The organism is Streptomyces caelestis (genome assembly GCF_014205255.1).
Classification (GTDB): Bacteria; Actinomycetota; Actinomycetes; order Streptomycetales; family Streptomycetaceae; genus Streptomyces; species Streptomyces caelestis.
In genome coordinates this window covers 623912-649207 of the sequence record NZ_JACHNE010000001.1, presented here as the reverse complement: position 1 = coordinate 649207, position 25296 = coordinate 623912, and the positions used below count along the sequence as shown (strand labels likewise).

Below are 25296 nucleotides of genomic sequence, written 5' to 3'. Positions count from 1 at the left end.
GGGGGACGAATCATGAGCGGAGGAGTTCACCCATGAAGAGGGCGGCGAAAACGAGCATGAGGGTGCCGGATCCCCGGTCGATCCACACGCGGCGCTGAGGTGTCAGCCAGCGTCGAAGCGTCGAAGCGCCGAGAGCGAGGAGGGTGAACCAGAGCCAGGAGGCACTGACCGTCCCCGCCGCGAAGACCGGACGGTGATCCGGAGCCTGGGCCGCGATGGCCACACCGAGGATGCCGACGACGTCCAGGACGGCGTGCGGGTTGAAGACGGTGACCGAGGCGCATTGCGCAACCACGCGGCGCCAGCGCATCTCGGGCGGTGTGGACTGGTCGAAGTCCTCCGGACGCGACCGGAAGGACTTGACCGCCAGGTACGTCAGGAACACCACGCCGGCGGCCAGGAGGAACGCCTTGATGCCGGGGATACGGTTGAGCACCGCCGATGTCCCGGCACCGCCGAGCGATATGAGGACGGTGTCGCAGATGCCGGCGGCCACGACCGCCACGAACACCCGCGGTACGCCGAAGGTGAAGCCCTGGTTGATGAGGAAGATGTTCTGCGGCCCGATAGGCGTGATCATGGCGAGACCGAGCAACATCCCCGCGAAGTAGGCATCCACGGATCAACGCGTCGGCGTCCAGGTCACAGTCGTTTCCTGTGCTGGGTCGAAGGTGTGGAGCGTGACGGACGCGGCATGTGGAGCCACACGGTCCGCTAGCTCCCGCTGGGCCGCTTCCAGTACCTCCGGGGCGATCACGGGCGAAATCCCTTCCAGAAACAGCACGGCATCGGCAGTGTTCTCCGTGACCTTGGTGTTGTCGGCGTCCCGGTGGTTCCAATGGCGCGTCAGCACCTGATGGCCATCGGCGTACACGATCTCGCCAGGCAGGGGTGTCTCGCGTTCCTCAGGCTGCCCGAGAGGAATGTGCACATCGCCCGGCCGTGCTTGGCGCAGAGCGAAGCCGTGTCGGATGTGATCCAGGTCGTAGCCGCCGGTGGGCAGCGTGTAACGCAGCGAGACGAGGTTGCAGGTATCGACAAGAGGCGAAATCCGCGGCAGCCTCCCCGACTTGGCAAGTCGCCGCCCCAGTGCATCGACGCTCGGCCGCATCCGTCGCGGGTTGGTCCCGAAGCTGCGGAGCAGGTTGTGCCAGGCGGCGATGGCCGGATGGTCCTCACCGGGCATCTGCCGTCGGCCGGCTCCCACCTCGCCTTCCAGTTCCCTCAGTTCCGCTTCCGTCTGCGGCCACGATCCGGAGTTGTCCAGGCCGAGGGCCACGATGACGGCGGTGTGGCACTCCGGATAGCGGGTGGCGACCTCCGGTGCGATGGAGAGGTGCAGACGGCGTTCGGTTTTCGCGAGCTGACTCGTGACAGCGTCAGGCATGGGGGCGATTTCCCTAGTCTTTCTGCAGGTACCAGTGCATAGGTGTGGGCCTTCGCCGTTGAAGGGCAGGCACGGGTGACGTCGTACCCCTGACAACGCACGAAAGCAGCCGTCGTAACGTCAACGGCTGCACGTCAGGCGTGACTCACAGTGCACGTCCTCGTGGGACATGACCAAGGGACTACCGCCGCTCTTGTGGGGCACTCCGTGTGCGAGGCGTGTCTGGTTCATCAAGTGCAGCCCGGAGCTTGCCCTGTGTGCAATTGGTGGCCTCAAGGATGGCGTGTTCCATGTGGGGTGTGGCTGAACTCATGCGCAAGCGGTCACTTGCGGTGCACCGCGTCTTACCGCCGGAGCAGCGAAACTGGATAAGGTAATCCAATTGCTGCACTCGCTGTATGACCCCCGGCGTCCAGAACCCCGACGGCCCCGCCGCTCAGCCGCTGCGCAGTGATGCCGAGCGCAACCGGGAGCGGATCACCGCCGCCGCGCGGACGGTGTTCGCCCAGGACGGTCTGAACGCCTCCATGGCGTCCGTGGCCCGCGAGGCGGGCGTGGGGATCGCCACCATGTTCCGCCGCTTCCCGACGAAGGCGGAGCTGGTCGACGCCGTCTTCTCCGGCCGTATGGGTGCCTATGCCGACGCGGTCACCACGGCCCTGGAGGACCCCGACCCCTGGCACCGTTTCGTCGGCTACATCGAGACGGCCTGCGCGATGCAGGCCGCCGACAACGGCTTCGCCGACGTCCTGACCACGACGTTCCCGACCGCCAGGCCCTGGAGCAGCGCCGCAACGAGGCGTACGAGGCCATGGTCCAGCTCATCGACCGGGCCGAGGCCGCAGGCCGGCTGCGCGAGGACTTCGACCCCTCGGACCTGGTGCTGATCCACATGGCCAACGCCGGCGTCGTCAACGCCACCGGCGACGCCGCCCCCGACGCCTGGCGACGCGTCGTCGCCCTGATGATCCAGTCGCCGGAGGCCCCGGTCCGCGGCTCCCTCCCCGACTCGCCCGGGCACGAAGCCCTCTACAAGGCGATGCTCCGCGCCGGCCACGCAGGCCCCACCGCACCGGCGCCGGGCAAGGGCGGCTGACCTCAGGACGGCCGCCCTCCGAGCGGCACACCATGCCGAGGACCTGGGCCAGTCGACCGCACCCGAAGCCGGAAGGGCGGAATCGGGCACGGTCAACAGTCGGCGGTCCGGTCAGGGCTTGAAGCGTGAGCGCCGGGAACGATGTCGCATCACTGCTTCGGTGTTTCCGCAGCGTGCTGTGCAATAACGCCGTTGCCCGTTCCTGGAGGTGTCCACATACGCTCGGCCACATTCCGAGCGCATGCATCGCCCCAGCCGTGCTCCCCCTTCCCAGCACAGGACGAAGGCGAGGCCACCAGCGGTGACTGCCTTGACCCGGGAAACCACGTCAGCTGAGTCGGGCACGAAGTGAAGGTGGGGCTGGAGGCCGTCGTGGGTGCTCACCCAGGGGCGGATGGTCGCCTCCACCAGCAGGTCGTTCACAGCTGAGCACTGCTCCACCGCATCGCTGGAACCGAACGCCCGTGCCAGTCGGTCCCGCCAGCGCCCAAAGCTCTCCACATCGGCATCAGTGATTTCTGCACGCCGGATCTCGTGTGTCTCAAGCAGCTGTTGAATGCTGGTGGCGCTCATGTCGGGAAGATTGATCAAATCGGCGGACAGTACCGCTCCAAGGCGGCCGTAATGATTTTGCTTCATGCGACCTTCTCAGGCGTCACGAAACCTGGATCAACTGAAAGTCGGACCGAGTGATGAGCCACCCACTGGTGGTGCACCACAGATACCGCACCATTCCTTCGGACGTGAAGTGTTCTGATACCGGTCGGCAGGATGCGGAGCAGAGCCCACATGAGGGGCACCACCACGAACCAGGCCGCACATCTGAAATTCGTGCCATGTCCGCCAGGGTGCGGTCATGGGTCAAATACATTCAACCATTACATTCACGCCGCCGGTTTCACCGGCCTCGTGCCGGCCGAAGCCGGCCCCGACCCGGATGGCCGCGCGGACCTGCTCGCGAACTGGGTCGTGGCGCGGTCCGAGGCCGTCTCCTCATGAGGCGAGGAGACGGCCCGCGCCGCGCTCAGAGCACCTCGGCCCGCCCCGCGGTGTCGTCGAGGAAGCCGCCCGACTGGTGCTGCCACAGCTTCGCGTAGGCGCCGTCGATCGCGAGCAACTCCTGGTGCGTGCCCTGCTCGACGATCCGTCCGCGGTCGAGGACGACGAGCTGGTCCATGCCGGCGACCGTGCTCAGCCGGTGCGCCACCACCAGCGCGGTCCGCCCGTCCATGAGCCGCCACAGCGCATCCTGCACGAGGAGCTCGCTCTCCGAGTCCAGGGCGCTGGTCGCCTCGTCGAGCAGCAGGATCGGCGCGTCGCGCAGGATCGCCCGGGCGAGAGCGACGCGCTGGCGCTGACCGCCGGACAGCTTCACGCCGCGCTCGCCCACCATGGTGTCGAAACCGTCCGGCAGTGCGTCGGCGAACTCCGTGACGTGGGCCGCCTCGGCCGCCCGGCGTATGTCGGCCTCGGTGGCTTCCGGCCGGGCGAACGCGATGTTGTCCCGCAGGGTGCGGTGGAACATCGCCGGGTCCTGCGGCACGTAGGCGATCTGGCTGCGCAGGTCGGCCTGGCGCAGCCGGCTGATGTCCTGACCCCCGACGAGGATGCGGCCGCCGTCGATGTCCGTCATGCGCAACAGCAGCCGGGTGAGGGAAGTCTTGCCGCCGCCCGACCGGCCGACCAGGCCGATCCGCGCCCCGCTCGGCACGTGCAGGTCGAGACCCTCGAAGAGCGGCCGGCCACCCCGGTGCGCGAAGGTCACCTTCTCGAAGCGGATGTCGGCGGCCCGGGGCCGCAGCGGCTCCGGCGACGGCGGGTCGAGCACCGTAGGGGGTGTCAGGAGCAGCTCAGTGAACTGCGCGGCCTCCGTCATCGAGCTCTCCAGCCGGCGGTAGATCTGGTTGAACTCGAACATGATCCGTGTCGCGTTGCTGTAGTAGGTGAAGGCGACCACGATCGCCTCCACGCCGTGCCCGCCCCCGGCGAGCGTGACCGCGAGCAGCAGGCCCACCGCGTTGGTCAGCACCGACATCGGCGCGACCAGCGTGTCGATGCGGAGATTGCCGTAGTCCCACGACCGCAGCGTGAGCCGGCGCGACGTGGCGACCCGGGAGCGGTGCTCGGCGGCCTCACGCTCCTCCGCGGCGAACGCCCGCACCGTGTCCATGTTCATCAGACTGTCGGCGACGTGGCCCGACACCCGGGCGATCGCCTCCTCACGCTGGTCGACCAGCGCCTGGCGGCGCCGGATGAGCGGTACGACCAGCACCCCGGTCAGCGCGATCATCACCAGCAGTCCGACCACGAGCAGGGGCTCGTAGCGCCACAGCACCACCGCCCCGAAGACCAGCGGCACGAAGCTGCCCACGATCTGGAACGCCAGCGTGTCCACGAACTGCTCGAAACGCGAGGCGAAGCTGAGGACCCGCTTGGTCAGCGAACCGGCGAAGTTGTCGTGGAAGAACGCGGCGTCCTTGGCGAACAGCTCGTCCATCCCGATCACGTACAGGTGCTCGATGCCGAGGGCGTCGAGGCGGTTGAGGCAGTGCATCGCGACGCGCCACAGCGCTTCCGCGAGCAGCAGGACCCCGGCGAAGCCGAGGACGTACGGCAGTGTCGAGTCGACCGTGACGTCCCGGTCGTCGGCGATGTCGCCGACGAGCTTGGCGACGATCAGCGGCGCGATGTAGTGGAGTCCGATGTTGCCCAGCGCCATGAGCAGCATCGCGGGTGCCGTCAGCCGGCGCAGCCGGGCCAACTCCCGTCCGTAGTAACGAAGTGCGAGAAGTACCGAGCGCTTGCCCGGCTGAACCCTGCGCGAATCAGGCGTTTCCATCCCACCCCTGTGTCGTTCTGTGGCCGCCCGCCACGCGCATGTGCGGGCAGGGGCCATCGCCGCAACGGATGTGTGGAGATTCGGGTCGAGTCCGGAAGTGTCCCGCGACGGCGACCGCGGAGTCCAAGTGTTTTCCGGCCGGGCGGTGGTGCGCAGGGAGCGCCAAGAGGCACGGTCGGCGGACTCGTAGCGGGGGTGTCGCCAGGGCCACCCCCGCATCGGGTGCCCAGGCCCAGGGACGGGCCGGGGGCGGCAGCATGTCTGTCATCGGCAACGGACCGACGACACGCTCCACCACCGGACTTCGGGGGACCCCATGAACGAGACCTTCGCCAGGCGCCTGACGGGCCTCGCCGGCATCGCCGCCGCGGCCGCCCTGATCATCGAAGTACCGCTGTACTTCATCTACTCAGGCCCGCCGCCGGACGCGAACGTCCTCACCAGGCTGCTGCTCGCGATCTTCTCGCTGGCGTTCCTGATCGTGTTCGTGACGGCCTTCCGTGAGCTGGTCAAGCGGGTGAACCCGGCCTCTGAGTGGGTCGGTTCGATGGCCTTCGCCACCGGGCTGGTCTACGCGACGGTCACCCTGGTCTCCAGCGGGCTGGAAGCCGGCGCCGTCATCGCCGCCGACCGTCCGATCGACCCGACCATCACGGTCAGCGGCACCTACATCCTCTACGGGTCGATCGGCCGTGTGCTGCTGACGCTGTTCCTGGTAGCGGTGGGCTTCGGCATCTCCCGTACGCACCTGCTGCCGCGCTGGACCAGCCGCTCCGCGTACGTCCTGGCCGGTGTCAACGTGGCCTTCGTGCCGTCCTTGTTCTTCGGCAACGACCCGGCGGACTTCTACGCGGCGAACGGCTGGGGCACCACCGCTTCGATGGGCGCGATCCTCAGCTACTGGCTGCTCGCCCTGAGCATCTCCACCTACCGCAGTGCCACCCGCCGTACGCCGTCGGCCGGTGCACCGGCCCTGCGGCACTGACATCACGGCCGGCCAAGTCCTCCGCGTCACGCTCTCCACCAGGTCCAGGAGCCTCAGGGTTCCCGGGCCTGGTGTGCGATGCGCCCGCTCAGCCCAGGTACAGCGGGAGCTTCGAGGACAGTTCGCCGAGTTCGGCCTGTTCCTCGTCGGTCGGCGCCCGCCGCCCCGTGCCGACCAGCAGCGCGTCCTGGTCGGAGAACGACGGGGGGAACGCGCTCCCGGCGATCCGCTCCAGCATCTCGCGCGACCGGGCGAGCCCCTCCGCGGGCGGCTGCGCGGCGTCCGGGAGGTGGGCGATCAGGTCCAGATGGTGCAGCGTCCACTCCATGACGTACGTGGAGAGGTAGTCGCCCACGGTGAGAACCTCGTCACGGGTGCCGACCCTGAGGGACGGGTCGGCGAGCTCCGCGGCACGGCCGGCGGCGGAGCCGACGTCGTCCAGGTGGAACGTGAGCAGGCGCGGTTCCTCGTACGCGGCGGCCAGCCGGACGGTCAGCGCGTCGAGCGGATCGTCTCCGGTCGGCGGCGTGCCGGAGATCTCCCAGTAGGTCAGCGCGTCCCGGGTCGGCTCCCCGTCGGCGGGGGTGGCGAGGGTGATCAGGACGTCCTGCGCGTCGATGACCAGATGGCACACCAGGTCCCGCACCAGCCAGCCGGTACAGCCGGACGGCCGGGAGAAGTCCTCGTCGGACAGGTCGGCGACCGCGGCGCGCAACGCCGTCCAGGAGCGTGCGAAGAGATCCACCTCGGCAACGTAGTGCTGCGCCGCGAGGACGGACAAGCGTTTTCCGAAACGCACCGGCTCACCCATGCGGCCGACGCGGGTGGGCAGGAGTGTTGACGTGGACAGCACTGGCACGCCACGTTGAGTAACCTGGTGAGTGCGGTGCATCACCGAAGCCTGCGATCCGAAGGTGGTGGGTATGGCCGTCATGGGGAGGCCCGAGACACCGGCCGTGACCGGCGAGGCCGTGGAGCGCCTCGTCTCTCCGGTGAACTCGCACACCGAGTGGGATCCGCTCGAGGAGATCATCGTCGGGCGTCTCGAGGGCGCGACGATCCCCTCCGACCACCCGGTGGTCACCTGCAACGTGCCGCCCTGGGCCGGACGGCTGCAGGGCCTCGCCGCCGGCTTCCGGTATCCGCGCGTGCTCGTCGAGCAGGCCCAGCAGGAGATCGACGGGTTCGTCGCCCTGCTGGAGTCCCTCGGCGTCACGGTCAGGCGGCCGGACGCGGTCGACCACCGGCGCCGCTTCGGCACCCCGGACTGGACCTCACGGGGCTTCTGCAACACCTGCCCGCGGGACAGCATGCTCGTGATCGGCGAGGAGATCATCGAAACCCCGATGGCCTGGCCGTGCCGGTACTTCGAGACCCACTCCTACCGCCCGATTCTCAAGGACTACTTCCGACGCGGCGCGCGCTGGACGGCGGCACCCAAGCCGCAGCTCACGGACGAGCTGTTCGATCCGGACTTCCGGATCCCGAAGGACGGCGAGCCGATGCGGTACATCCTCACCGAGTTCGAGCCCGTCTTCGACGCGGCGGACTTCGTCCGGGCCGGACGGGACCTGTTCGTCACGCGCAGCAACGTCACCAACCGGATGGGCGTCGACTGGCTGCGCCGCCATCTCGGGCCGGAGTACCGCATCCACGAGATCGAGAGCCGCTGCCGCACACCCATGCACATCGACACGACGTTCGTCCTGCTCGCGCCCGGAAAGGTGCTGGTCAACCCCGAGTACATCGACGTCGACCGACTGCCCGACATCCTGAGCTCCTGGGACGTCCTGGTGGCCCCCGAGCCCGACCCGATCGACGAGGCCCTGCTCAAGGTGACGTCGATGTGCGGCAAGTGGCTCAGCATGAACGTCCTCATGATCGACGAACGGCGGGTGATCGCGGAGCGGCACCACACCGGCATGCTGCGCGCCCTGGAGAAGTGGGGCTTCGAGCCCATCCCGTGCGACCTGCTGCACTACTCGCCGTTCGGCGGCTCGTTCCACTGCGCGACGCTCGACGTCCGGCGCCGCGGCCTGCTCCAGTCCTACTTCGACTGACCGAGGCCACTCCGCTTCGGCACGCTCTCGACGGCGCACGCGTGACGCGCGCGGGATTGTCGCCGTCCGCCCCCCGTGAGCCGCTGCGCGACGGAGGCGGCGAGCCCGGCCACCGACCCCTCGGCATTCCGAGGCACCGCGTCTGATCCCCGATCGGCTGGTTCCCGATGCCGGCTTCAGCACCGCATCCGCGAGGCGGCCGTCCACCTCTGGGCGGCCGCCGCCCGGGCCTCTGGGCGAGCCCGCGTGGCGACGAAGAGGGGCGACCCTCAGCCTCCGTGCGCCCCCGGCCGTCCGGCCGTGAGGGCGGCGAGTTCGGCAGGCGTACGTGGCCCCGGCTCCGTGCCGGTCAACAGCCCCTGCGCGCGCAGGAGTTCCGCCGCGGCGGCACCCCAGGGCAGTCGCAGGCCCGCCTCCCGGAGGAGATCGGTGCGGGACAGCGCCTCGGGGGCGGTCCCGGTGCGGACCCCGGACGGGGTGAGGAGCGCCGCGTCGTCGGCCCAGCGCAGGGCGAGGTCGACGTCGTGAGTTGCCATCACCACCGTGGTGCCGGTCTCGCGGAGTCCGTCGAGCGTGGTGAGGAGCCGTTCCTGGCCGTCGGGGTCGAGTCCGGCCGTCGGCTCGTCGAGGACGAGAACACGGGGCCGCATGGCGACCGCGCCCGCGATGGCGGTGCGTTTGCGCTGTCCGTAGGAGAGCAGATGGGTGGGCCGGTCGGCCAGGGCGGTGATGTCCAGGGCGGCGAGCGCCTGCGCCACCCGCGCCCGCACCTCCGTGTCGTCCAGACCGAGGTTCAGCGGCCCGAACGACACGTCCTGCTCGACGGACGCCGCGAAGAGCTGATCGTCCGGGTCCTGCACCACCAGCTGGACGGTCGTCCGCAGCCGGGTCAGGCCCTTGCGGTCGTACGTCACCGGCTGCCCGTCGACCGTCAACCGGCCCGCGTGCGGCTTCAGTCCGCCGCTGAGGAGCCGCATCAGCGTGGTCTTGCCGCTGCCGTTGCGGCCGAGCAGCGCGAGCGCGCGCCCCTCGCGGATCTCGAAGTCGAGTCCGCTGAGCACGGCCGGGCCGTCCTCGTAGGCGAAGGACGCGCCCCGCAGGGCGACGAGGGCGGGCTCGCTCATGTCAGCGGCCTTTCAGTACGAAGGTGAGGACGGCCAGCGCCGCGAGGAGCACGCAACTGGCGGCCGTGAAGCGGACGGAGACGCGGGCCTCGGCCACCAGGACGCGCAGGGTGCCGTCGTAGCCGCGCCCGGCGAGACCGGCCTGGAGGCGGACCGCCCGGTCGAAGGCCCGGACGAACGCGGTGGCGCCGAGACCGCCCAGCGAACGCCAGGCGGCGGCCCGCGTGGTGTGGCCGAGCCGGGCGGCCTGCGCGTCACGGACCCGGCGCACCGAGTCCAGCAGCAGGAAGCTCATGCGGTACGTCACCAGCGCGACGTCGACGACCGGCGCGGGCACCCCGGCCCGCACCAGACGCGGCAGCAGGTCGGACATGGGCGTGGTGAACGCGAACAGCAGCACCCCCAGGGAGGCCGCCGAGGTGCGCAGCAGCAACTCCCCGGCCCGCAGCGGCCCGTCACCGGCGAGGGAGACGAAGCCCTCCGGCCCGCCGACCTGCACGAGCAGCGTCAACGCGCCCGTCACACAGAAACCCAACGGCACCCGGTAGGCCCGCCACAGCCGGCGCCAGGGCACGCCCGCCGGACCCAGCAGCACCACCAGGGCGGTCAGCAGCACCAGAGCCGCTCCCGGCCAGGGCGGCAGCGAGATCGCCAGCGCGGTCAGACCCAGCCCGAGCACGGCCTTGTCCACGGGATGGCGGTGGCGCCAGCGACTGCTGTGCGCCGCCGCGTCGATCGGCAGCACGCGGCTCAGGCCCTTTCGGCCGTGGACTCCTCGGCGGTGCCCGCCGCCCGGCTTGCGGAGTCCCGCTCCCGTGCCCGCCGCTCACCCTGCCGCCTGCCCCGGTGCAGACCGAAGTAGTAGGCGAGGACACCGGCGCCGAGCGCCGCCTGGAGGGAGAACAGCGCCGACTCGATCTCACCGGACGGCGGCTCGTACAGGGGCGAGAACCAGGGCTTGTAGTCCGGCTCGATCTCGGTGATCGCCGTCTCCGCCTCGCCGTCGGCGCCGGTGAAGGGCTCCTCCTTGTGGTCGCCGAGGCCGAGCGCGAGTGGCAGCACGGCGAGCGCGGCCACGGCGAGCAGCAGCAGGACGTTGATCTTCGTGTTCCTGCTCATCGGGCGACCGCCTCGGTCTCGCTGCGGGACTGCTTGTCGGCGATGAGCACACCCAGCCGGGTCAGTTCGCCCTTGCTGGACTGCACCAGCAGCCGCATCACGAGCACCGTCAGCAGGCCCTCGCTCACCGCGAGCGGGATCTGGGTGACGGCGAAGATGGAGCCGAACTTACCGAGCGCGCCCAGGAACCCGCTGCCCGGGTCGGGGAACGCGAGCGCCAGCTGCACGCTGGTGACGCAGTAGGTGGACAGGTCGGCGACGAACGCGGCGAAGAACACGGCGACCATCAGCCGCACGCCGTAGCGCCGCAGCAGCCGGTACACCGCGTATCCCGCCCAGGGCCCCGCGATCGCCATGGAGAAGACGTTGGCGCCGAGCGTCGTCAGACCGCCGTGCGCGAGCAGGAGTGCCTGGAAGAGCAGGGTGATGGTGCCCAGCACCGCCATGACGGGCGGCCGGAACAGGATGGCTCCCAGACCCGTGCCGGTGGGGTGGGAGCAACTGCCGGTGACGGACGGCAGTTTCAGGGCGGACAGGACGAACGTGAAGGCGCCGGAAGCGCCGAGGAGCAGGGTGCTCTCGGGGTGCTCGCGCACCTCACGGGTGAGCGACCGGACCCCGTGGACGACGAACGGCGCAGACGCGGCAGCCCAGGCGGCCGCGTGCGTCGGAGGCAGGAAACCCTCGGCAATGTGCATGGCTCAGCAGACCCTCTCCAGCACCTCGTGGATGGTTGACGCGCCTTGGCCGGTCTCCTGGCTCACGGGTCCCACCGCCCGTGCTCCGCCTTCCCGGGTCCCTAAGCCCTGGCGTCACCTTCCCGTCGTCCGCCCGAAGGGCGGGCCGCGCGGCGTCTGGCGCGCGGCAGACGGGAATGTGACGCCAGGGCCCTAGGACCCAGTGGCTGCCCGCGAGGGCTGGAGCCGGACTTCCCGATCACAGTGGCGAGGGCCGCACCGGCATCACACCGGATTTCCCGTTCACCAAGGCGTGGTGACAGTAATGCCGAGATAAGGGCCATGACAAGCCAGCCGAGGGGGCGCGCAAGGGGGCGCGTGAGGGAGCGACCGCTTGCACACCGGCGCGGGACGGCTCAGTCGTCGCCCTCGTCGTCATCGTTCTCCCCGTGCTCCCCGGCCCGCGGAGGCTGTTCCTGCTGGGGCTTGTCCGCCTTCTCCGGCGAACTGCCGCTCGCCTCCTGCGGCGGGCTGGTGGGGCCGGGCGTCGGTTCGGTGGGGGCCGGGGTATCGGGTGCCGTGGGGGAGGGGGAGACATCGGCCACCGAGCCGACGGTCGGAGTCGTGGCGGTCGCCGGGGCGGACGCGAGGGGGTCGGCGGAGTCGGCCGGCGGGGTGGCGGCCGGGCTGCTCGCGGACGGGGACGCGTCGGGTTCCGTGCCCTCCGTCGCGGTGTTGTCGGGCGAGAACCACAGCATGCCGGCGAGCATCGCGGCGAGGAACAGTGCCGCGCCGGCCACCGTCGCGGCCGTTCTCCGGTGGTTGCCGAGGCCGTTGCGGGGTGCGGCGCGACGTGACCGCCCGTTCGGGGCGGTGCGGGACCCCGTGGGCAGCGCGTACGTGGTCGGGCTGCCGGTGTCGGCTGCCGCGTACGGCCCCGGCCCGGAGGAGGGCACCGGGGACGCCGCGTACGGTCCCGGCCCCGAGGGCCGCACCGGGGACGCCGCCTCCGGCAGCGGCTCGGGCAGCCCCCGCCAGGCGCCGGCGGCGAACCACTCGGCGGCCTGCTGCGCCGTGGGCCGGTCCTCGGGCTGCTTGGCGAGCAGGGCGAGGAGGTAGCTCTCGAAGGCCGGCGGCAGACCGGCGACACCGAGCTCGCGGGGCGGTACGGGGGCGTTGTCGAGGTGCTGGTGGAGGAGCGCGACGGCGGTGTCGGCCTGGAACGGCGGGCGGCCGCTGAGGAGCTGGTACAGCACGCACCCCAGGGAGTACATGTCGGAGGCGGGGCCCGCGGGCCGGCCCAGGGCCCGTTCGGGCGCTAGGTAGAGCCCGGTGCCGACGATCTGGCCGGTGGCGGTGAGCGCGGCGCCCGGGTCGTCGAGGAAGCGCGCGATGCCGAAGTCGCCGATCTTCAGCGTGCCGCCCGCGTCCAGCAGGAGGTTGGCGGGTTTGACGTCCCGGTGCACGATGCCCTGCTGGTGCGCGGCGGCGAGTCCGGCGGCGGCCTGGGCGGCGAGCACCGCCACCCGCTCGGCGGGGAGCGCGCCGGAGACGGACAGCACCCGGGCGAGACTGTCGCCCTCGACCAGCTCCATCACCAGGTACAGCCGGTTGTCGTACTCGCCGAAGTCCAGGACTCCGACCACGTTGGGATGGTTGAGACGTCCGGCCGTCTGGGCCTCCAGGCGGAACCGGGAGGCCGCCGTCGCGTCCGTGTCCTGAGGCAGCAGCAGCTTGACGGCCACCGCTCTGGCGAGCGTCTCGTCGTACGCACGCCAGACCTCTCCCATTCCGCCGCGCCCGATCTCAACGTCCAGCCGGTAGCGGCCCGCTAGCAGCACTCGTCCTCGTCCTATGCTCGTGGGAAGGTCCTCGCCGCAGGCCGTAACTCCCCGCGTCGGAGCGGGGGTTGGTGGGGGGTGCCGCAGCCGACCCAGGATACTGGCGTCGCGTGACCGCCGTTCCCCGGTGCGGTGACGTGGGTCGGAACGGCTCCGGAAACCGGGGAGCGGAGGAATCGCCCGCCGGGGTGATGCCGTGCCGCGCGTGTTGCCGCGGCTTCGTCTCGGAGCCTCAGTGTGCCGTCAGGCCGCCGCGCCCACCCCCCGCGCCCGCTTCTCCCGGCGCGGCAACAGCGCCACCGCCAGCGCCGGTACGGCCGCGAGGACCAGCCAGGGCACGGCGGCCGGGAGGCCCGTATCGAGCACGAAGCCGGTGGCCGCGCTGCCGGCGAGGACGATCAGGCCCGAGACGGACGACAGCGCACCCATGTAGAGGCCGATCCGGCCCTCCTCGGCGAGGTCGGGAACCCAGGCGCGGGCGGCGGGCACCACCAGCATCTGCCCCACGGTGAGCAGCACGACGAAGCCCGCGGCCGGCAGCAGCCCGGCGGCACCCGTCCAGCCCGCGGGGCGCGCCGCGGCCACCACCGCGAAACCGGACGCGATCAGCAGCAGCCCGGCGGTCATGGAGCGGCGCAGGTCGAGCCGGTCGCCCGCCCAGCGGGTCACCGGCAGCTGGGCGAACACCACCAGCACCGAGGACAGGGCGAACAGCCAGGACAGCGGCGCCTGGGAGCCCGCCGCGCGCTGCACCTCGTCCGGCAGGGCCAGATACAGCTGGTTGTAGGCCAGCAGGTACGTGCCGTACGCGCAGCACAGGGCCAGGAAGCGGCGGTTGCGCAGCAGCAGGCGCGCTCCGCCCCGCTGGCGGACGCGGACCCTGCCGGGGATGTGCTGCGGCATCAGCCGCAGGTGCCCGGCGAGGACGCACACGAAGACCGCGGCGCCGGCCAGGCACGCGGTGCGGAAGTCGACGGCGAGCAGCAGCGCGCCGAGCAGCGGCCCGACGAAGGCCCCGGCCTGGCCCGCCACGCTGAACAGGGCCAGGAGCCGGGTGCGTGAGCCGTGCCCCTCCTCCTCCCAGACCACCGCCTGGCGGGCCACCTCGGACTCCACGGCGGGGGAGAACAGCGCGGCGGCGAAGCCGATCACCAGTACGGCCCCGATCACGGCCCAGCTCGCCTGCGCCCACCCGAGCCACACGAACCCGGCGATCCGCAGCACGCAGCCGGCCAGCACGACCGGGCGTACGCCGTAGCGGTCGACGAGCGAGCCGCCGACCACGAACAGGCCCTGCTGGCTGAAGGTGCGCAGGCCGAGGACGAAGCCGACCAGCCAGCCCGCCATGCCGATCGCGGTGCCGAGGTGCTCGGCGAGGAACGGCAGCACGGCGTAGAAGCCGATGTTGAAGGCGAGCTGGGTCAGGATCAGCAGCCGCAGCAGCGGGGACAGGTCCCGCCAGAGCCGCCAGGTGCTCTCGCGCGGGGCCTTGCGCGTGCCGTCGTCGGAGGTCTCGTTCGTGGGCGCGTGGACGGCCCGGCGGGTCAGCACACGGGATATGAGGCCGGTCATCGTTCTTCCGTCGTAGGGGTGGGCACAGGGGCCAGGAGGGCGTCGGTGCGGTTCGGCCGCCGCCGCGGGGCGGGTACGACCCGGTCGCCGGGCGACGGCCCCGCCGGGCTGTCGGTCCGCCCACGCCGCCGGGGCAGTCGTACGCCGCCGGCGGCCGTCACCGCGAGCGCCCCCAGCAGGGCGAGTACGGCGGCCGGGAAGAGGACGGCCCATGGGGCGCGCTCGGCGTACGGCTGGTTCTCGGCGAGCAGCAGGCCCCACTCGGGGGACGGTGGCTGCGCGCCCAGGCCGAGGAAGCCGAGCGCGGCGAGGCTCAGCGCGACGCCGGGCAGCCGGAGCAGGGCGTGCCGGGTCACCGGCGGCAGCACGGCGGGCAGCAGTTCGTGCCGGAGCAGGTACCAACGCCCGGCGCCCAGCGCGCGGGTGGCGGCCAGGTGGGTGGTCGCGCGCTCCTGACGCAGCAGGGAGGACGTGTGGGCGGCCAGCGGGGACCAGGCCACGACACCGACGGCGAGGGCGGGCGTCCAGGGGCCGCTGCCCGTGATGCCGGTGACGAGGAGCCCTGCCAGAACGGGCGGTACGGCACTGACGGTGTCGGCCAGCGGCCCGGACAGCCGCGGCAGCAGCCCCAGCAGCAGCCCGGCCACGAGGGCGGCGGCACTCACCGCGAGCGCCGTGCCGAGGGTGTTCAGCGCGCCGTGGGCGACACGGGCGAGGACGTCCCGGCCCAGCGCGTCCGTCCCGAACGGGTGCGCCGGGGAGGGGGCTCGCAGCCGGGCGAGGGTGTCCAGGGCGAGGGCGTCGCGCGGCAGGCCGAGACCGATGACCGCGGCGAGCAGTGCCCCGTACAGCAGGGGAAGGGTGCGGGGCGCGGGTGGCGCGGGCCGGTGCAGGGAGTGCAGGGCGCCGTCGCGCAGCGCGGGCCCGATGAGCAGCCGGGCCGTGAGCCGGGCGAGGACGCCGGCGGTGGCCGCGAGCACGACGAGGGCGAGCGTGCCGGTCTGCAGGACGGGCAGGTCCTGGGCGAGGGCGGCCTGGAGGGTGAGCCGGCCCAGGCCCGGGATGTCGAAGATCTGCTCGACGGCGACCGACCCGCCGGTCAGACCGACCACGAACAGGCCCAGGTTGGGCAGCAGTCCGGGCACACAGCGGCGCACCGCCTGCCGCGCCACGGACTTCGGCGGGACACCGCGGGACGCGGCGGCCAGCGCCCAGGGCTCGGCGAACGCGCCGGGCAGCAGGTCGTCCAGCAGCCGCCCGAGGACCGCGCCGGCGGGCAGGCCGAGGGCCAGCGCGGGCAGCACCATCCACTGCGGCCCGTACCAGCCCAGGGCGGGCAGCCAGCCCAGCTGCACGCCGATCACCGAGGCGAGCACCGAGGCGACGAGGAACTCCGGCAGCGCTGCCAGCACCGCGGTCGCCGTGCCACCGGCACCGCGCGTGCCGAGCCGGCCCCGCGAACCGAGCCGGAGCGTACGGGCGCACACGGCTGTCGCCGTGACCGCGGCGACGACGAGGGCGCCGGACACCAGCAGCAACGACACACCGAGCGCCTGTACGACGGAGGGCAGCACCTGGGCGCCGGACACCCACGACGTGCCCGCGTCCCCGTGCAGCAGCCCGCCCAGCCAGCGGCCGAGCAGAACCGACGGGCCGTCGTCCAGACCGAGTTGGTCGCGGATCGCGCGCAGTGTCTCGGGGGTCGGGTCACGGTCCGCCGAGCGGGCCTTGAGCACGGTCAGCGCCGGGTCGGTACGCGACAGCCACGGCAGCAGGCCGATCGAGCCCACCAGGCCGGCCGTGAGCACGAACCGCCACAGCAGCGTCGGGCCGCCACCGCGCGCCAGAACGCGCAGGGCGGCCAGGGCCTTGGTCAGGGGTGCCATCGAGGTGCTCAGCGTCGTCCTTCGTGCTGCTCAGGCGAAGGGGATCTCGAAGTGCACCACGCCGCTGCCCCCGCCGGGCACTTCCTCCCGCTCGTCGCACACCACCTTGCCCAGCGTCCGCCACAGGCCCATCGCGCCGGGCGAGTGCGGATACGTGTGCAGATACACGGACCGGTAACCACCGTCGGCCCGCGCGAAGTCCAGCAGCCCCTCGACCAGGCGCCGGGCCAGCCCTCGCCGCCGGTGCTCGGGGTGCACGTACACGCGCCGGAGCTGTGCGGTCTCGCCCGAGGGGAACCGCTCGGCCAGCCAGCGCGGGTTCGGCGGGTGCGCCGGGCCGCGCGCGTCCAGCGCCGCCGTGGCCGCCACCGTCCCGTCCCGCTCGTCCACGGCGACCAGGAGCGTGTGCCGGGGCGGTACGACGTAGAAGGACGCGGGATCGATGATGTCGGCGTGCCAGTGCGGCACGTAACCCGTCCCGAAGTCGCGGTACACCGTGTCGAGCATCACCACCCGAGCCCCGTCGAGGTCCTCCGCCGTAGCTTCCCTGATGGTGTAGTCGCGCATTTGCACATCATATGCAATAGGCTTTTTCCGGCTCGGTGGGGGGTGACCGCCCGTGTCCCTCGCCGCCCCGCGCAGTCCGCCTCGAGACCCCGCTATGGAGGACGTCCCCTGGTATGGAGGACGTCCACTGGCACACGCCGTCCGAGCACACCGTGGGGGCGGCTGCTGGAGCCCGCCCGCCGGTGCGAGGGCCCCTGGAACATGCCCGGCGTGGAACTCGACGCACTGCCGCCGGCCTGCACCGAGCCGTACCGCTACCTCGGCTCCACCACCACCTGCCCCTGCACCACCGGGGTCCGCTGGACGGCGCTGACCCATCCGGTGCAGGCCTCCGCTGCCGCGCTGGAGCACTGCCGGGATCTCTTCCCTGAGGGCAACGCCCGTGAGGTGCAGCCGCTCGGCGACCGGCGCATCGCCGGTGACCGCCACCGCTGGTGATGACCCACCGGCCGGGACGTACGGCAGCGCGAAGGGCTGGGGGGCACGTCGGGCCCCGGGGGCTCCGCCCGCGTGAACTGCCGGCCCGGGCCCGCCCGGCTCAGCTCTCGGCCGGGGTGAGCACCACGAAGTCCGCGTTCGCCGGGTCGAGGCAGACGGCCAGCCGGCCGACGCCCTCCGCGTCCTCGGGCCCCATCTGCACGCTGCCGCCGTTCTCGGTGACCTTGGCCACCGCCGCGTCGCAGTCCTCCACGGCGAAGACCGGGTGCCAGTACGGCCGGCCGTCCGCCAGCGAGAGGTTCTCCTTGCCGAGCTCCATGAGGCCGCCGTGCATCCGCTCCTCGGGCAGTCCGGCGGGGGTGATGAGCGTGTACGTGCCCTCGCCGCCCGGCAGCGGCATGTCGCTGAACTGCCAGCCGAACAGGCCGCCGTAGAACTCCTTCGCGGCCGCCGCGTCACTCGTGTACAGCTCGGTCCACGACAGCGAGCCCGGCTGGTCGACCAGGTCGACGCCCTTGGTCGTCCCCGGCTGCCAGACGGCGAACTGGCCGCCCAGCGGGTCGCTGTACTGCGCCATCCGGCCCCAGTCGTCGAGGTCCATCGGCGCCACCCTGACGGTGCCGCCCGCCTGCCGCACGGCCTCCGTCGTGGCGTCCGCGTCGGTGACGCTGAAGTAGAGCATCCAGGCCGAGCGCGCTCCCTCCTCCGTGAGCTTGCCGAGACCGGCGACGATCTTGCCGTCCTTCCGGAACATGCCGCCTTCGAAGTCCTCGCTCTCGCCCATGGACTCGTAGTCCCACCCGAGCACGGCGCCGTAGAAGGCCGCGGCGGACCGGACGTCCGGAGTGCCGAGGTCGAGCCAGCAGGGGGAACCGGTGGCGAACTCCGTGGTGATCATGGCGATGCTTCCCTTCCGCAGGTCCTGTGCGCCCAGCGTGACACCGGGCACTGACACTCGCCCCTCGGCCGCTGCCCAGTCGGCGGATCAACGGTCCACTGCCCCCGGCCGGTTGTCGGGCCGTGGAATCATCGGGACCATCGCCCGGCCGGGTGATCGCGGAGCTGTCGCGGTGAGGGTGGTGGGCGGCGTGGTGGCCAGCTGGGAGTGGGACGACACGTTGTTCTCGGGGACCGCCGCCTACTACGAGCGGGGGCGGCTGCCGTACGCCCCCGGGCTGGCCGACGCGCTCGCCGAGGCGCTGCGGCCCGACGGGAAGGGGCGCCTCCTCGACGTGGGCTGCGGGCCCGGGACCATCGCCCTGAGTCTCGCGCATCTGTTCGGCGAGATCGTCGGCGTGGACCCCGACCACGGGATGATCGCCGAAGCCGGACGCCGGGCCGCCGGCCGGGGGGTCGGGCAGAAGACCCGGTGGGTGCGGGCCCGCGCCGAAGCTCTGCCCGCGGGGCTCGGCACGTTCGCCGTCGCCACCTTCGCGCAGTCCTTCCACTGGATGGACCGTGACCTGGTCGCGGCGACCGTCAGGGACATGCTCCAGCCGGACGGTGCCCTGGTGCACATCTCGGATCTGAAGACGGAGCACCGCGTCCTCGGCGGCCTGCCGCACCCGGCGGTCCCCTACGCGGCGGTGGACGACCTGGTCAAGCGGTACCTGGGCCCCGCGCGGCGAGCGGGCCGCGGAGTGCTGCCGCAGGGCACACCCGGGGGAGAGGCCGAGGTGTTCGCCGGGGCGGGATTCTCCGGCCCCCGGCGTCTCGTCGTGCCCGGCGGGCAGGCGCTGGAGCGGACCTTCGACGATGTCGTCGCCTGGGTGTTCTCCATGTCGTTCTCGGCGCCGCATCTGTTCGGAGCGCGCCAGGAGGACTTCGAAGGCGACCTGCGGCGGCTGCTGCGGGAGGCCTCCCCGGCGGGGAGGTTCTCCGAACGCGGGCCGGACACGGAGGTCTTCGTGTGGCGGAAGGACTCCTCCGGGCGCTGACCGGGTGGTGGCGGCGCCGGGGGCGCCGTCAGTGCACCGACATACCGCCGTCGACGAAGACCGCCTGCCCGGTGATGTAGGCGGAGGCCGGGCTCGCCAGGAAGACCGCCGCTCCCGCGAAGTCCTCGGCCAGTCCGTTCCGTCCGATCAGCGTGCGTTCGGCGAGAGCGGCCACCTTCTCCGCATCCGACGACAGCCGCGCGTTGAGCGGTGTCATGACGAAGCCCGGCACCAGGACGTTGCAGGTGACGCCGCGCGGCGACCACGCCTCAGCCTGGGACCGCGCCAGTGACTCCAGGCCGCCCTTGGAGGCGCCGTAGGCGCCGCTCTGGACGAACGCCCGGTGCGCCTGCTGCGAGCTGATGTGCAGAATCCGCCCGTGGCCGCGCTCCGCCATGCCGGGGCCGAAGCGCTGGCCCAGCAGGAACGGCGCGTCCAGGTTGACGGCCATCGTGAGGTCCCAGACGTCCTCGGTGAGTTCGTCCATCGGCGGACGCACGTTGATCCCGGCGCTGTTGACGAGGATGTCGGGCTCCCCGAACGCCTCGACGGCCCGCTCAGCGGCCGTCCGCACGCCCTCGCGGGTGCTCAGGTCCGCGCTGACCCAGGCGGCGCGGCAGCCCTCGGCCGTCAGCTCCTCGACCGTCGCGGTCAGTCCGGCCTCGCCGCGGGCCACGACCACCACGCTCGCACCGGCGCGCGCGAGGGCGCCGGTGATGGCGCGGCCGATGCCGGAACTGCCGCCCGTGACCAGCGCGACCCGGCCGTGCAGAGAGAACAACCCGGAAAGGTAGGCCTGTGTGGCGGGTGTGGCTGGTGTCGTCATGACGAGCACTCTAGAACGGCAGTTGAAGCACCCGTGGTTGTGGTGCCGCCACCCGCTATGCATGGCGACATACCCCTCCGGGGTATATAGTCAGTGTCATGGATCACATGGATCACTCCGCTCATGACCACGAAGGGCGCCCCCACGGAACGGCGACCTGGGGGATCGCCGTGAAGGCGACGCTGCACTGTCTGACCGGGTGCGCGATCGGCGAGATCCTCGGCATGGTGATCGGCACCGCGCTGGAGTGGGACAACCTGCCCACGATGGTCCTGGCCATCGGGCTCGCGTTCCTCTTCGGCTACTCGTTCACCCTGTTCGCGGTCCTGCGGGCCGGCCTGGGCCTCAGGTCGGCGATCCGGATCGCCCTGGCCGCGGACACCGTCTCGATCACGGTGATGGAACTCGTGGACAACGCGATCATCGCCCTCACTCCCGGCGCGATGGACGCCCATCTGACGGACGGCCTGTTCTGGTCCGCGCTCCTGGGCGGCTTCGTGGTCGCCTTCCTGATCACGACCCCGGTCAACAAGTGGATGATCGGCCGGGGCAAGGGGCATGCCGTCGTCCACGCCCACCACTGACCGACGGTCAGGAGCGCGCGCAGCGGCCCACGGGCAGTGGGCTGGATCACATGGCGTGGATTGAGTGCCCGGCCCGGGCGATGTCCGTACCCATGGGCGACGGAGCGGGGCCGGATGCGAGGATGAGGCGCCATGACAGCTGGGTGGTGTGCTCGCACGGCACGGGCCGCGGTGTTCGCGGCCGTCTGTGTCGTGCTCGCCGCCCTGGGGCACGTCATGATGTCCGGCGACCATGTGCCCCTCCGGACGCTGCTGGCCGGCTGGGCCGTGACGGGCGTGGCGGGCTGGTGCCTGGCGGGCCGCGAGCGCGGACTCCGGCTGGTCGCCGCCGTCGCCGTGGCCGTCCAGACGGCTCTGCACTCGGCGTTCTCGCTCGCGCCGCCGGCGCCGGCGGCCGGCGCGCACTCCCTGCGCATGGACTCCATGGACAGAGGGGCCGGCGGTATGGGCTCCCTGGGGCACGACATGGGATCCACGGAGTCCATGTCCATGCCCGCCCACCTGGAGCACGCGGGGCACGCGCCGGGCGGTGACTCGTCCCTCGGCATGCTCGCCGCCCACCTGCTCGCCGCCCTGCTGTGCGGCCTGTGGCTGGGGCACGGGGAACGGGCCGTCTTCCGACTCCTGCGTGCCGTGGGCGGCCGGCTGGCCGCGCCGCTGCGGCTCCTGCTCGCCCCGCCCGCGCCGCCGCCCCCGCCCGTGCGCGTACGGCGGTGGTCCTCGGACCGGGCGCCGCGCCTCCTCCTTCTCGTCCACGCGATCACCTCCAGAGGGCCACCGGTGAGGGCCGCTGCCGTCTGACGGCAGCCGGTAGTCCCGGGGCAGCCCCTGTGCGCCCCGGTGCCGGTCGTACGCCCGTACGCCCCTGTGACGCCCCTGCCTGTCGGCAGCCGCGCTCGCTCAGGCGCCGTACGGGTACGGCCCCTCCCTCACTCACCGGACCGCGCGGCCCCGCGCGCACGCGCGGCATCGCCTACGCCCGCGTGCTCGCCCTCCCGTGGTCCCGGAATCCCGAAAAGGACATCAGGTGATCACTCCTGTCCTGCCCCTTTCGCACGAGAGAAGAGAGCCCCCGGCGTCGGCCGACGAGTCGATAACCGCCTGGGCGCTGGCCGCCCGCGGCGGTGACTCCGCCGCCGTCGACCACTTCGTGCGCGCCCTGCACCGTGACGTGATCCGCTACGTCGCCCACCTGTGCGCCGATCCGCAGGCCGTGGACGATCTCGCGCAGGACACGTTCCTGCGGGCGCTCGGCAGCCTGCACCGGTTCGAGGGCCGTTCCTCGGCACGTGCCTGGCTGCTGGCGATCGCCCGGCGCGCGGTCGCCGACAGCCTCCGGTACAGCGCCGTACGTCCCCGCCCGGCCGACCTGCCGGACTGGGAGCTGGCGGTCGAACTCGCCCAGCCGCGCGGCCTGCCCGGCTTCGACGACGGCGTGGCGCTGCTGGAGCTGCTGGCCTCACTGCCGGACGAGCGGCGCGAGGCGTTCGTCCTCACGCAGCTGCTCGGTCTGCCCTATGCCGAGGCCGCCGAGCTGAGCCACTGCCCGGTCGGCACCGTCCGCTCCCGCGTGGCCCGGGCCCGGGCCACGCTCATGGCCCTGCTCGCGGAGGCCGAGCGACCGGCGCCGACCGCATCCGCCCTGGCAGCGGCCTGACGCGTCCCACCCCGCGGCGCCCGCCGGACCTCTCCGGCGGGCGCCCGCCCGCGTGCGAGCGGTTCAAGGGGCCGGGGCGTCGTCCGACAGGAAGTGGAACCCGGGTCGGGGGTGCATCAGGAAGTCGTGGTGCGAGATGTTCCACGCACCGTGGTGCCGGCCGCTGCGGTGGTCTGCTCGGCCGAAGTGGCCACCGGTGCAGACAGCTTCGACTCGACGCGCACCGGGTCCGCCGCTAACGCCGTGACCGGAAACGATCACCGTGCTGCTGGCTCATCGCTGAGCATCGAATCGTCACCACCTAGGGGAGAGACCTGATGCGGTGCTGCTCTGTGCTCATTACCGTCGGGGTCACGGAGCGGTGCTGACAGCATGAGGGAGACATTGCGGCTGTGGATGAGCCTGGGGTGTACGAAATCCGGATTCACGGATGCCTGAGCGTGCAGGAGGCCTTGACACTGCAGGAGCCGGTCAAGCGTCTGCTGTGTCCGGACCCCGACCACAGGCCGCCCTGTGACGTGCCGTGGAGTTTCGCCCTGGGTGACGACGAGCAGGCTGACGACGGCATCGAGGCCACGGTCCTCGTCTTGGGCGTCTATGCGTCAGGCAGCCGGGCCGCGCAGGTGGCTGACCAGGTGCGCGGCGTTGTGGATGAGCCCCGGCGGGTCACGCTGAGCGCGGCTGCTGCCGGGCAGTTCGAGGAGCTGGCGGAGCAGTATCGGATCGAACGCGCCGTCCGGCAGAGCTGACCGGCGGGGCGCTGACTTCCTGTCGGCGTTCGCGTCCCTGGGCGGCCAGGACGTCGGGATGCCGGGCGTTCTGGTTGCGCCAGCGCAGGGAGCGGTGCAACTGGCGTGCCTGGACCGCGTGGTTGGGGTGGTTGGAGTTGGCCAGGGTGAACTGCCGTAGCGGCCCGAAGTGCGCTTCGATCGGGTTCGCCCAGGATGCGTTCGTCGGCGTGAGCACTGTTCGGCCTTGTTCTGCGCCGCCCAGCGCAGGATGCGCCAGTTCCTTTGGGCGGACAGGTTTGTTGGAAGTCGGCGATGGGGGTTTCTGTGCGGCCCTTGCCCGTCAGGGTTGATTGCCCCTTCCGGATCAACAGCAAGTCTCAAACTCCAGCTCAGCGAACCGGAGCTTGTCGAAGTCCTCGACGAGCTCCGGCTTGTTGAGGAAACTGCGATAGGTATGGGTCCCAGTCACTTCTGTCACGACCATCCGGCCTCCTGCACGGTGCGACTGCGCATCAGTCACGCTCTTGAAGCGTGACCCGGAGACCTGGGCCCGCGCAGGAAGAGTCGCCGGGTTTGCTCCCGCCGGCGCTACTGGCCGGACAGCGGGCACTACCTGCACGAGGAGCACGTCGAGCGGACGATCCGGCTGCTGCGGGACCGGACGGGCCGCATCAGGCCGGCGTGACCTCGACCGGCAGCTTCTTGATGCCGTTCACGAAGTTGGAGCGCACCCGCGGCACCTCGCCCGCCAGGCGGATGTCCGCCAGGCGCGGGATCAGTTCCTCGAACATGATCCGGATCTCGGTGCGCGCGAGCAGGTTGCCCAGGCACAGGTGGGGGCTGCCCTTGCCGAAGGTGACGTGGTCGTTGTCCGTCCGTGTGACGTCGAAGTCGTACGGGTTGCCGAAGACCTCCTCGTCGCGGTTGCCGGAGGCGAACCACATCACGACCTTGTCGCCCTCCCTGATCCGCTTGCCGCCCAGTTCGACGTCGCACGTGGCGGTGCGGCGGAAGTGGTAGACGGGGGAGGCCCAGCGCAGGAACTCCTCGACCGCGCCCGGGATCAGGGAGGGGTCCTCCTGGAGGCGGGCCAGCTGCTCGGGGTGCTGGATGAGGGCCAGCATGGAGTGCGAGATGGTGTGGCGGGTCGTCTCGTTGCCGGCGACGACCAGGAGCAGGAAGTAGTTGTCGAAGTCCTGCGGGGAGAGCGGGACGCCGTCCCGGGGGGTGGTGTTGACCAGCCGGGATATCAGGTCGGTGCCGTCGCCGCCGCGTCGCTGCCGCGCCAGTTCCCGCCCGTACTCGAAGACCTCCAGTGACGCGGGGGAGCGGAAGGGCAGGTCGCGGTACCGCTCGCTCTCCTCGCTGTGCAGCAGGACGTCCGCGTAGTCGGGATCGGTGTGGCCGATGATGCGGTTGCCCCAGTCGATGAGCCTCTGGTTGTCCTCCGGGGGCACATCCAGCAGTCGGGCGAGGACGTTGATCGGGAAGTCCGCCGAGACGTCCGCCACGAAGTCGAAACGGCCCTTGGCGAGGGCGGCGTCGAGGGTCCGAGCGGTCAGGCCGCGCAGGAAGTCGGTGTAGCCGCTGATCACGTTCGCGCCGAACTGCCGCTGGATGAGGCTGCGCAGCGCCCGGTGCCGGACCCCGTCCAGTTCGAGGATGGAGGCGCGTTTCTTGATCTGGTCGTCGTCGACCTCCTCCAGGTTGACGAACTTCGTGGACGTGAAGGTCTCGGAGTCGCGGTCGACCCGGACGATGTCCCGGTGCCGGGTCACCGCCCAGAACCCGGAGTTGGGCGCCTCCTCGGGCTGCCAGTGCACCGGGTCCTCGTGGCGCAGGGTGTGGAACATCCGCCAGGGCGTGACGCCGTCCGTGAAGCGGTCCAGGTCGGCGAGGTTCACGTCGGACAGGGGCAGCGGCTCGCGCACGGCGTCGGTCAGGGGCTCGGTCGTCATCGGCAGGCTCCT

Annotated in this window: 26 protein-coding genes and 1 riboswitch; of the genes, 10 read left to right on the top strand and 16 right to left on the bottom strand. The window is 71.6% G+C overall.

Annotation, left to right across the window (positions count from 1 at the left end; all coding sequences use genetic code 11):
- Positions 1-10: 10 nt before the first annotated feature.
- Entirely contained in the window at positions 11-580 is a 570-nt protein-coding gene (locus tag HDA41_RS02895) for a LysE/ArgO family amino acid transporter (protein ID WP_221511399.1), read from the bottom strand.
- A 42-nt stretch (positions 581-622) separates the two neighbouring features.
- Entirely contained in the window at positions 623-1387 is a 765-nt protein-coding gene (locus HDA41_RS02890; RefSeq protein ID WP_184980346.1) for a B3/B4 domain-containing protein, read from the bottom strand.
- Positions 1388-1785: 398 nt separating this feature from the next.
- Here HDA41_RS02890 and HDA41_RS02885 point away from each other — a divergent pair, with 398 nt between their 5' ends.
- Positions 1786-2274 (top strand): TetR/AcrR family transcriptional regulator, encoded by a 489-nt coding sequence (locus HDA41_RS02885; RefSeq protein ID WP_230299682.1) that lies wholly within the window; start codon positions 1786-1788, stop codon positions 2272-2274.
- On the top strand, positions 2199-2483 hold the full coding sequence (locus tag HDA41_RS40935; protein WP_230299683.1) for a hypothetical protein: 285 nt from the start codon (positions 2199-2201) through the stop codon (positions 2481-2483). The genes HDA41_RS02885 and HDA41_RS40935 overlap by 76 nt, the downstream gene beginning before the upstream one ends.
- 111 nt (positions 2484-2594) lie before the next feature.
- Here the strand turns inward: HDA41_RS40935 and HDA41_RS02880 are convergent, their stop codons facing one another.
- Complete coding sequence (locus HDA41_RS02880; protein ID WP_184980344.1) at positions 2595-3122, bottom strand: CGNR zinc finger domain-containing protein; 528 nt, start codon at positions 3120-3122, stop codon at positions 2595-2597.
- Positions 3123-3507: 385 nt separating this feature from the next.
- Positions 3508-5322 (bottom strand): ABC transporter ATP-binding protein, encoded by a 1815-nt coding sequence (locus tag HDA41_RS02875; protein WP_184980342.1) that lies wholly within the window; start codon positions 5320-5322, stop codon positions 3508-3510.
- 316 nt (positions 5323-5638) lie between these two features.
- On the opposite strand from HDA41_RS02875, the gene HDA41_RS02870 reads away from it, so the two are divergent.
- Positions 5639-6307: a hypothetical protein gene (locus tag HDA41_RS02870; protein ID WP_184980340.1), complete on the top strand. Its 669-nt coding sequence runs from the start codon at positions 5639-5641 to the stop codon at positions 6305-6307.
- Positions 6308-6395: 88 nt separating this feature from the next.
- On the opposite strand, the gene HDA41_RS02865 is transcribed toward HDA41_RS02870, so the two are convergent.
- Positions 6396-7052: a maleylpyruvate isomerase N-terminal domain-containing protein gene (locus tag HDA41_RS02865; protein ID WP_184980338.1), complete on the bottom strand. Its 657-nt coding sequence runs from the start codon at positions 7050-7052 to the stop codon at positions 6396-6398.
- Between the two features lie 187 nt (positions 7053-7239).
- Here HDA41_RS02865 and HDA41_RS02860 point away from each other — a divergent pair, with 187 nt between their 5' ends.
- Positions 7240-8367, top strand: coding sequence for an amidinotransferase (locus HDA41_RS02860; protein ID WP_184993089.1), 1128 nt, complete (start codon positions 7240-7242; stop codon positions 8365-8367).
- 269 nt (positions 8368-8636) lie between these two features.
- Here HDA41_RS02860 and HDA41_RS02855 read toward each other — a convergent pair whose 3' ends face one another.
- From HDA41_RS02855 to HDA41_RS02820, 8 genes are all read right to left on the bottom strand, one after another.
- Positions 8637-9491 (bottom strand): energy-coupling factor ABC transporter ATP-binding protein, encoded by an 855-nt coding sequence (locus HDA41_RS02855; protein WP_184980336.1) that lies wholly within the window; start codon positions 9489-9491, stop codon positions 8637-8639.
- Between the two features lies 1 nt (position 9492).
- Positions 9493-10236, bottom strand: a complete 744-nt coding sequence (gene cbiQ / locus HDA41_RS02850) for a cobalt ECF transporter T component CbiQ (RefSeq protein WP_184980334.1) — start codon at positions 10234-10236, stop codon at positions 9493-9495.
- Positions 10237-10241: 5 nt separating this feature from the next.
- Positions 10242-10610, bottom strand: coding sequence for an energy-coupling factor ABC transporter substrate-binding protein (locus HDA41_RS02845; RefSeq protein ID WP_184980332.1), 369 nt, complete (start codon positions 10608-10610; stop codon positions 10242-10244).
- Positions 10607-11308: an energy-coupling factor ABC transporter permease gene (locus tag HDA41_RS02840; RefSeq protein WP_184980330.1), complete on the bottom strand. Its 702-nt coding sequence runs from the start codon at positions 11306-11308 to the stop codon at positions 10607-10609. The genes HDA41_RS02845 and HDA41_RS02840 overlap by 4 nt, the downstream gene beginning before the upstream one ends.
- Before the next feature lie 30 nt (positions 11309-11338).
- Positions 11339-11613: riboswitch (cobalamin riboswitch) on the bottom strand.
- Positions 11614-11703: 90 nt separating this feature from the next.
- Complete coding sequence (locus tag HDA41_RS02835; RefSeq protein ID WP_184980328.1) at positions 11704-13128, bottom strand: serine/threonine-protein kinase; 1425 nt, start codon at positions 13126-13128, stop codon at positions 11704-11706.
- 243 nt (positions 13129-13371) lie between these two features.
- Positions 13372-14700 carry an MDR family MFS transporter gene (locus HDA41_RS02830; RefSeq protein WP_184980326.1) on the bottom strand — a complete coding sequence of 443 codons (1329 nt, stop codon included), beginning with the start codon at positions 14698-14700 and terminating at the stop codon, positions 13372-13374.
- Positions 14697-16586 carry an ABC transporter permease subunit gene (locus HDA41_RS02825; RefSeq protein ID WP_184980324.1) on the bottom strand — a complete coding sequence of 630 codons (1890 nt, stop codon included), beginning with the start codon at positions 16584-16586 and terminating at the stop codon, positions 14697-14699. Before HDA41_RS02825 ends, HDA41_RS02830 begins: the two co-directional genes overlap by 4 nt.
- A 30-nt stretch (positions 16587-16616) precedes the next feature.
- Entirely contained in the window at positions 16617-17153 is a 537-nt protein-coding gene (locus HDA41_RS02820; RefSeq protein WP_184980322.1) for a GNAT family N-acetyltransferase, read from the bottom strand.
- Positions 17154-17363: 210 nt separating this feature from the next.
- Between HDA41_RS02820 and HDA41_RS02815 the strand changes: the two genes are divergently transcribed.
- Positions 17364-17591, top strand: a complete 228-nt coding sequence (locus tag HDA41_RS02815; protein ID WP_221511398.1) for a carbonic anhydrase family protein — start codon at positions 17364-17366, stop codon at positions 17589-17591.
- A 100-nt stretch (positions 17592-17691) separates the two neighbouring features.
- On the opposite strand, the gene HDA41_RS02810 is transcribed toward HDA41_RS02815, so the two are convergent.
- Positions 17692-18489 carry a VOC family protein gene (locus HDA41_RS02810; RefSeq protein ID WP_184980318.1) on the bottom strand — a complete coding sequence of 266 codons (798 nt, stop codon included), beginning with the start codon at positions 18487-18489 and terminating at the stop codon, positions 17692-17694.
- Positions 18490-18679: 190 nt separating this feature from the next.
- On the opposite strand from HDA41_RS02810, the gene HDA41_RS02805 reads away from it, so the two are divergent.
- A complete protein-coding gene (locus HDA41_RS02805; RefSeq protein ID WP_184993087.1) occupies positions 18680-19528 on the top strand; it encodes a class I SAM-dependent methyltransferase in 849 nt (282 codons plus the stop codon).
- A gap of 28 nt (positions 19529-19556) precedes the next feature.
- Here HDA41_RS02805 and HDA41_RS02800 read toward each other — a convergent pair whose 3' ends face one another.
- Positions 19557-20354 (bottom strand): SDR family NAD(P)-dependent oxidoreductase, encoded by a 798-nt coding sequence (locus HDA41_RS02800; RefSeq protein WP_184980316.1) that lies wholly within the window; start codon positions 20352-20354, stop codon positions 19557-19559.
- 98 nt (positions 20355-20452) lie between these two features.
- Here HDA41_RS02800 and HDA41_RS02795 point away from each other — a divergent pair, with 98 nt between their 5' ends.
- The 4 genes from HDA41_RS02795 to HDA41_RS02780 all read left to right on the top strand — a co-directional run bounded on the left by HDA41_RS02795 (position 20453) and on the right by HDA41_RS02780 (position 23344).
- Complete coding sequence (locus HDA41_RS02795; RefSeq protein WP_376706762.1) at positions 20453-20938, top strand: DUF4396 domain-containing protein; 486 nt, start codon at positions 20453-20455, stop codon at positions 20936-20938.
- A gap of 132 nt (positions 20939-21070) precedes the next feature.
- Entirely contained in the window at positions 21071-21739 is a 669-nt protein-coding gene (locus tag HDA41_RS02790) for a hypothetical protein (protein WP_184980314.1), read from the top strand.
- A 226-nt stretch (positions 21740-21965) separates the two neighbouring features.
- On the top strand, positions 21966-22595 hold the full coding sequence (locus HDA41_RS02785; RefSeq protein WP_184980313.1) for a sigma-70 family RNA polymerase sigma factor: 630 nt from the start codon (positions 21966-21968) through the stop codon (positions 22593-22595).
- Positions 22596-23002: 407 nt separating this feature from the next.
- Entirely contained in the window at positions 23003-23344 is a 342-nt protein-coding gene (locus HDA41_RS02780) for a hypothetical protein (protein WP_184980311.1), read from the top strand.
- Positions 23345-23997: 653 nt separating this feature from the next.
- Here HDA41_RS02780 and HDA41_RS02775 read toward each other — a convergent pair.
- Complete coding sequence (locus HDA41_RS02775; protein WP_184980309.1) at positions 23998-25284, bottom strand: cytochrome P450; 1287 nt, start codon at positions 25282-25284, stop codon at positions 23998-24000.
- Between the last annotated feature and the right edge of the window lie 12 nt (positions 25285-25296).